Origin of the sequence: Dokdonella sp. (genome assembly GCF_039926425.1) — a bacterium.
Lineage (GTDB): Bacteria > Pseudomonadota > Gammaproteobacteria > Xanthomonadales > Rhodanobacteraceae > Dokdonella_A.
The window spans coordinates 1-5,353 of sequence record NZ_JBDSWZ010000258.1 but is presented as its reverse complement, the minus strand read 5'-3'; the positions used below and the strand labels follow the sequence as shown (position 1 = coordinate 5,353).

Annotated in this window: 7 protein-coding genes and 1 tRNA gene; 1 reads left to right on the top strand and 7 read right to left on the bottom strand. The window is 66.1% G+C overall.

Annotated elements, in window-relative coordinates; translation table 11 throughout:
- Positions 1-12: 12 nt before the first annotated feature.
- The 3 genes from queF to ABIV12_RS14830 all read right to left on the bottom strand — a co-directional run bounded on the left by queF (position 13) and on the right by ABIV12_RS14830 (position 2,802).
- Positions 13-855, bottom strand: a complete 843-nt coding sequence (gene queF, locus ABIV12_RS14840) for an NADPH-dependent 7-cyano-7-deazaguanine reductase QueF (RefSeq protein WP_348060679.1) — start codon at positions 853-855, stop codon at positions 13-15.
- 184 nt (positions 856-1,039) lie between these two features.
- Positions 1,040-2,140, bottom strand: a complete 1,101-nt coding sequence (zapE, locus tag ABIV12_RS14835) for a cell division protein ZapE (RefSeq protein ID WP_348060677.1) — start codon at positions 2,138-2,140, stop codon at positions 1,040-1,042.
- A complete protein-coding gene (locus tag ABIV12_RS14830; RefSeq protein ID WP_348060675.1) occupies positions 2,137-2,802 on the bottom strand; it encodes an alpha/beta fold hydrolase in 666 nt (221 codons plus the stop codon). Before ABIV12_RS14830 ends, zapE begins: the two co-directional genes overlap by 4 nt.
- Before the next feature lie 71 nt (positions 2,803-2,873).
- On the opposite strand from ABIV12_RS14830, the gene ABIV12_RS14825 reads away from it, so the two are divergent.
- A complete protein-coding gene (locus tag ABIV12_RS14825; RefSeq protein ID WP_348060673.1) occupies positions 2,874-3,473 on the top strand; it encodes an ACP phosphodiesterase in 600 nt (199 codons plus the stop codon).
- A gap of 113 nt (positions 3,474-3,586) precedes the next feature.
- Here the strand turns inward: ABIV12_RS14825 and ABIV12_RS14820 are convergent, their stop codons facing one another.
- The 4 genes from ABIV12_RS14820 to ABIV12_RS14805 form a co-directional block, all read right to left on the bottom strand.
- Complete coding sequence (locus ABIV12_RS14820; RefSeq protein ID WP_348060681.1) at positions 3,587-4,105, bottom strand: c-type cytochrome; 519 nt, start codon at positions 4,103-4,105, stop codon at positions 3,587-3,589.
- A 142-nt stretch (positions 4,106-4,247) separates the two neighbouring features.
- The gene (locus ABIV12_RS14815; protein WP_348060671.1) at positions 4,248-5,000 is read right to left on the bottom strand and encodes a 4'-phosphopantetheinyl transferase superfamily protein; all 753 of its coding nucleotides are present in this window, start codon (positions 4,998-5,000) and stop codon (positions 4,248-4,250) included.
- A 30-nt stretch (positions 5,001-5,030) separates the two neighbouring features.
- Positions 5,031-5,107, bottom strand: a tRNA-Arg gene (locus tag ABIV12_RS14810).
- 27 nt (positions 5,108-5,134) lie between these two features.
- Positions 5,135-5,353 (bottom strand): amino acid permease C-terminal domain-containing protein (locus tag ABIV12_RS14805; protein WP_348060668.1); only part of this gene is annotated, 219 nt, incomplete at its 5' end.

Sequence of the window (5,353 nt, the reverse complement as noted above, 5' to 3'; positions counted from 1 at the left end):
GCGCCCACGACCCTACTGGCGTGCACCGCGCAGATTGGCGGGATTGCCTGGGAGGGTACTGCGCCACGGATTGATGTCGAGTCCGCCGCGCCGTGTATAGCGCGCGTAGACGCTGAGTGCCGTGGGCGCACACCGGCGCATCAGGTCCATGAAGATGCGTTCGACGCAGTGTTCGTGGAATTCCGCGTGTTCCCGAAAGGAGACGAGATAGCGCAACAAGCCTGCACGGTCGATGCGCGCTCCCTCGTAGCGGATCTGCACGCTGGCCCAGTCGGGCTGGCCGGTCACCGGGCAATTGGATTTCAGCAGGTTGGAGACGAGACTCTCGCACACGTCGGTCGCTTCGTCGGATCGCCGGAGCAGGTCCGCGTCCGGTGGTCCATAGTCGTCGAAATCGAGTGCCTGGGCGTCGATCGATTCGCCGTCGGGTTCGCCGATCGACGCATTCGCAAAGCGCTCCGGCACTGTCAGCACCACACCCACATCCGCCCCGCTCGCCGCCGAAAGATCACACACCAGATGCGCGCGCAGCGCAGCAGCGTCCTGCAGCCGCTCGCGGTTGAAACTGTTGAGGTAGAGCTTGAACGATTTCGATTCGATGATCGCCGGTGAATTGGCAGGAACGCGGAACTCGGCAATCGCGACCTCGGGTTTGCCACGCGGATCGAGCCACGACAGTTCGTACGCGTTCCACACGTCCACGCCATGGAACGGCAGCGTCTCGCCAATGCCAAGCGCGGCGCGGTTGGGCGCGCGCGGAATCGGAAACAGCAGGCCCGGATCGTAGCGATCCGCATAGGCGACGGATTGGCCAAGCACGCTGCCGGTGGCGGTGTTGTCGTTGAGGGAGCTCATGGGGGCGAAAGCATAGCGCGCGACCGGCGATGCCGCCGCGACCCCTGATGCAATGCATAGGCTGGACGACCAGCGGTCGGCCGGCAGCTTTTTCGCGGAACCGACCCAGGAGCGCCGGCCGCAAAAAAAGCGTCCGGCCTACGAGAAGAAGCGATCGGGGTGGCGGATGCCTCTGCGATGCCACTCACGCGCGATGTTCGCGTGCGAGGTATTCCTCGCTCTGCATCTCGATCAGGCGTGATTCGGTGCGGGCAAATTCCGCACGCAGCCGGGCGCCGTCGTACAACTCGACGATCGGCGCTGCGGCCGACAGCACCAAGTTCACACCGCGATCGTAGACCTCGTCGACCAGTTCGACGAACCGGCGCGCGGCGTCGTCGGTTTGCGGCGTGAACTGCGGAATGCGTGAGACCAGAATCGTGTGGTACGCCTTCGACAGCTCGATGTAGTCGGCCACACCGCGCGGGCCGTCGCAGAGCGCGTCGAAATCGAACCAGATTGCGCCGTCGGCTTCGCGCCGCACAGCGATCGCGCGATCGTTGAGGGAGAGCTCGAAATCCTGCCGCACGACACTGCGGGCGACGCGGTTGAAGATCGCCAGCATGGCGCGCTCCGCGAAAGCGTCCGGCGGCGTCAGATACACCGGCGCCTGCTTCAGCGCACGCAGGCGCCAGTCGTGCGCCGATATCAGCTCGACAACCTCGCAATGTTCCTCGATCAGCGCGATTGCCGGAAGGAACCGTTCGCGCTGCAGGCCATCGCGGTAGAGGTCGACCGGAGGCGTATTGGAGGTCGTGACCACCACCACGCCACGCGCGAACAACGCGCGCAGCAGATTTGCGAGGATCATCGCATCGCCGATGTCGCCGACGAAGAATTCATCGAGCACCAGCACGCGCGTCTGCTCCGCGATGCCGGCCGCCACGTCGACGAGCGGATCGCTGCGGCCCTCCAGCGCGCGCAGTTGCGCATGCACGTCCTGCATGAAACGGTGGAAATGCACGCGGCGCTTGCGTGGCGTGGTGAGCGCGGCATGAAACAGGTCGCACAGGAAGGTTTTTCCACGGCCGACGCGGCCCCACAGATACACGCCGCGCACCGCAGGCGCTTCGTGTCCGCGCACGCGCTGCCACAACGACGCAGGACGCTCCGTTTCGAGCTCACGCCACACGCGATCCAACGCGGGAAGCATCGCGCGCTGCGCCGGATCGTCCTGCCATTCGCCAGAGACCACACCCGCGGCGTAGCGTTCGCCGGGCGATGACGCGACAGCTGCTGCCGTCATGCGCGCAGCGGCGGCAGGTTTCCGCCGACCGCGTTCTTCACCGCGCCGCGCAAATCCATCAGCCGGCGATGGAAGAAATGCCCGGTCTCCGGCATCCGGATGACGGTCGGCGGCGGTTGCAGGCCCGCCGCCCATTCGAACACGGCGTTCGGATCGACCACTTCGTCTTCTTCGCCCTGCACGATCAGCCAGGGACAGGCGGGCGGTTCAATCGGCGCGAATTCGAAGCGCCCGACCGGCGGTGCCACCAGGATCACCTGCGCCGGATGGATACGCGGCGCGGCACGCAGGGCAACGTAACTGCCGAACGAAAATCCCGCGAGCCAGCGCGTGTCGCCAGGGCGCGCCTCGCGCAGCCACTCGGCAATCGCCACGAGATCGTCGGTCTCGCCGACCCCGTTGTCATGCACGCCTTCGGACTGGCCGGTCCCGCGGAAGTTGAAGCGGACGGTGGCAATGCCGAGATCGAGCAGCGCGCGCTCGAGAATCGTCACGACCTTGTTGTGCATCGTGCCGCCCTGCACCGGATTGGGGTGCGCAATGATCGCGACGCCGCTGCGCGCGATGTCCACATCGGGCAGTGCGCACGCGAGTTCGATCGCGCCGACCGGGCCGGGCAGCAACAGCGCGCCAGAAGCTTGGGGAAACGCAGGAAACGTCATCGCGGTGTCGCCGGTTGTCGTCGTCGCACATGATACCGTGCGCGCGAATTGGCTCCTCGTCACGACCCACGATGAATCACCTCGCCCACGCCTGGCTCGCAATGCCCGACGACGACATCGTGCTCGGCGGACTGATGGCGGATTTCCTGCGCGGCGCGGTGGACCCGCAACTGCCTCGCGGCGTGCGCATCGGCATCGCGCTGCATCGTGCAATCGACGGCTACACCGACGCGCATCCGCAGGTCGTCGCTGCGCGACGGTTGTTCGAGCCACCGTACCGACGCTACGCCGGCATCCTCATCGACGTCTGGTTCGATCACCTGCTCGCGCGACGCTGGACTCGCCATGCCGACGGAAGCGTGGCCTCGTTCTCGCAGCATGTGCAGCGCTTGCTCGCCGCACGCGACGTCGAGCTGCCGCCACGCCTGCAGGACTTCGCCCGCTACATGCGCAGGCACGACCTGCCGGCCGCCTATCAGGACGTCGAGACGATCGACCGGGTGTTCAACGGGTTGTCGCACCGCCTGTCGCGCGAGAATCCGCTTGCGACTGCGCGACCGGTTCTGGCGGCGCAGTCCGATGCACTCGAACACGCCTTTGCGCAGTTCTTCCCGCAGCTCGCCGCATTCAGCGCGGGGGAAGTGGCGCGGATCGAAGCGCGGCTGGCGTAGGCGCCGCAGGGAGATCGCGTTCGTGATGCAGAGCGATTCCCGCGGACTCGGGATGGCATCGTTGGTTGAGCGGTTGTCGGGCGGTTGTTGGGTCGTTCTCGAACGGTCGGCGCCTACTTGACCTGAGAGACCATCCATTCAACGGTGGCCTTGACCTGCGCATCGCTGAGCGCCGGATTGCCGCCCTTCGCAGGCATGATCCCGGCTTTGCCGTTGTAGCCTTCGATCGCATGCTTGACCAGGGTTTCGAGACCTTGCGCGACGCGTGGCGCCCATGCGGGCTTGTCACTGATCATCGGTGCGCCCGCGACGCCCTTTTCATGGCAGCTGTGACAGAGGTTGCCGTAGATCGTCTTGCCGTCGGTCGTACCGCCGTATGCGACCTGCGAAGCGGCCGCCTTGGCCGATGCGTCGGCCGCAGCCTGCATCGCCGCGCGGCCGGTATCTCCCGAATACACGCCGCCGACCGGCGCGATGCGCTGTTCGGTCAGCTTCTGCTTGTCCGGATTCTGCGCCGGCGGATGGTCGCCGTAGATGTGGTTGGCCAGCACGAGAAGCAGCACCGCGACAAACGCGAGAAAGCCGATCAGCATCGCGAACTGCTTGAGGAACGCCGAGTCGGTCGGGGTGATGGGATTGGTCACGGGACTACCTCTGCAGGAGCGAACCCGCAAGGACGGGTCCAGCGGCCGGGCAAGCGACAAAAACTCCGGGGATTATAGCGGCGGCTTCCGCCGGGCGGGAAGGCGGAGGGGTATTGACCGGCTGCGACGATCAGACGCATGCCCACGCGGCGTCCGGCACGCATTCACCGATGTGCACACGCCAGTCGGTGCCCTCGCCCCGTTTCAGCGCGAACGCCATGCAATGCGCAGGATCGGGTTGAGCCACTCCGAACTGCCACGCAGCCTCGCTGTCGTCGACCATCGCATCGAACGCCACGCGCAGTGGCGGCGGGCGGTCGAGGTCGAACGAGAAATGCTGCAGTCCCACCGACAGCCCGATGCCGCGCGCCTTGACGTAGGATTCCTTCAGCGTCCACAGCGCGAAGAATCGCTCGCGCCGGAGAGGCGGAGGGAGCCGCTGGAACGACGCGAACTCCGTCGACGAGAAATAGCGCTGCGCAATCTCGTCGATGTGCGAATCGCGCGCGGTGTGCTCCACGTCGACGCCCGCATCGATGCCGCGCACGAAAATGGCAGCGACGATGCTGCGCGCGTTGGACAGGTTGAAGCGCAAATTGATCGGCGCACCGGGAGAGTCGATCTGCGGCCGACCATGTTCGTTGGCCGAAAAACGCCACTCGCTCGGCGCGCGGCCGTCGTAACGCGAAAGACCAAGACGACAGAGCGCGCGCGTCAGCAGGTATTCGTGACGCAGCGGTTCGGTGGCGAACCGCGCGAAACGCTCGGCTTCATCCGGCGACAGCAGCGAACGGTAATACGCCAGCCGCTCGGGCGTGCAGCACACATCGGTGCGCGCGTACCACAGGTGCGCTTCACCGCGCTCGGGCAGGAACGACGGCATGCGGGAGGCTGCGGCCTGCGTGGGAATCGATGGCGCGCCCGGAGGGATTCGAACCCCCGACTCCTTCCTTCGGAGGGAAGTACTCTATCCAGCTGAGCTACGGGCGCGTGGTCGCAATTCTCGCACGAACCGTTTCAGCGTTGCACGGCAAGCTTGCTGTGGCGGATTCCGTAGCCGAAATACACCAGCATCCCAATGCCCATCCACAGCGCGAACCGCTCCCACGTGACGAGAGGCAGTCCCCAGATCAGCAGCAGCGAAAACGCGATGCCGAGGGGGGCGACGAACCACACGGCCGGCGTGCGGAAGCCGCGCGGCACGTCCGGACGGCGCACGCGCAGCAGCATCACCGC

What these genes read in the sequence shown, in the direction of transcription:
- ABIV12_RS14825 (WP_348060673.1), top strand. Translation starts at nt 2,874, where the DNA reads ATGAATCACCTCGCCCACGCCTGGCTCGCAATGCCCGACGACGACATC.
- zapE (WP_348060677.1), bottom strand. Translation starts at nt 2,140, where the DNA reads ATGACGGCAGCAGCTGTCGCGTCATCGCCCGGCGAACGCTACGCCGCG.
- queF (WP_348060679.1), bottom strand. Translation starts at nt 855, where the DNA reads ATGAGCTCCCTCAACGACAACACCGCCACCGGCAGCGTGCTTGGCCAA.
- ABIV12_RS14815 (WP_348060671.1), bottom strand. Translation starts at nt 5,000, where the DNA reads ATGCCGTCGTTCCTGCCCGAGCGCGGTGAAGCGCACCTGTGGTACGCG.
- ABIV12_RS14830 (WP_348060675.1), bottom strand. Translation starts at nt 2,802, where the DNA reads ATGACGTTTCCTGCGTTTCCCCAAGCTTCTGGCGCGCTGTTGCTGCCC.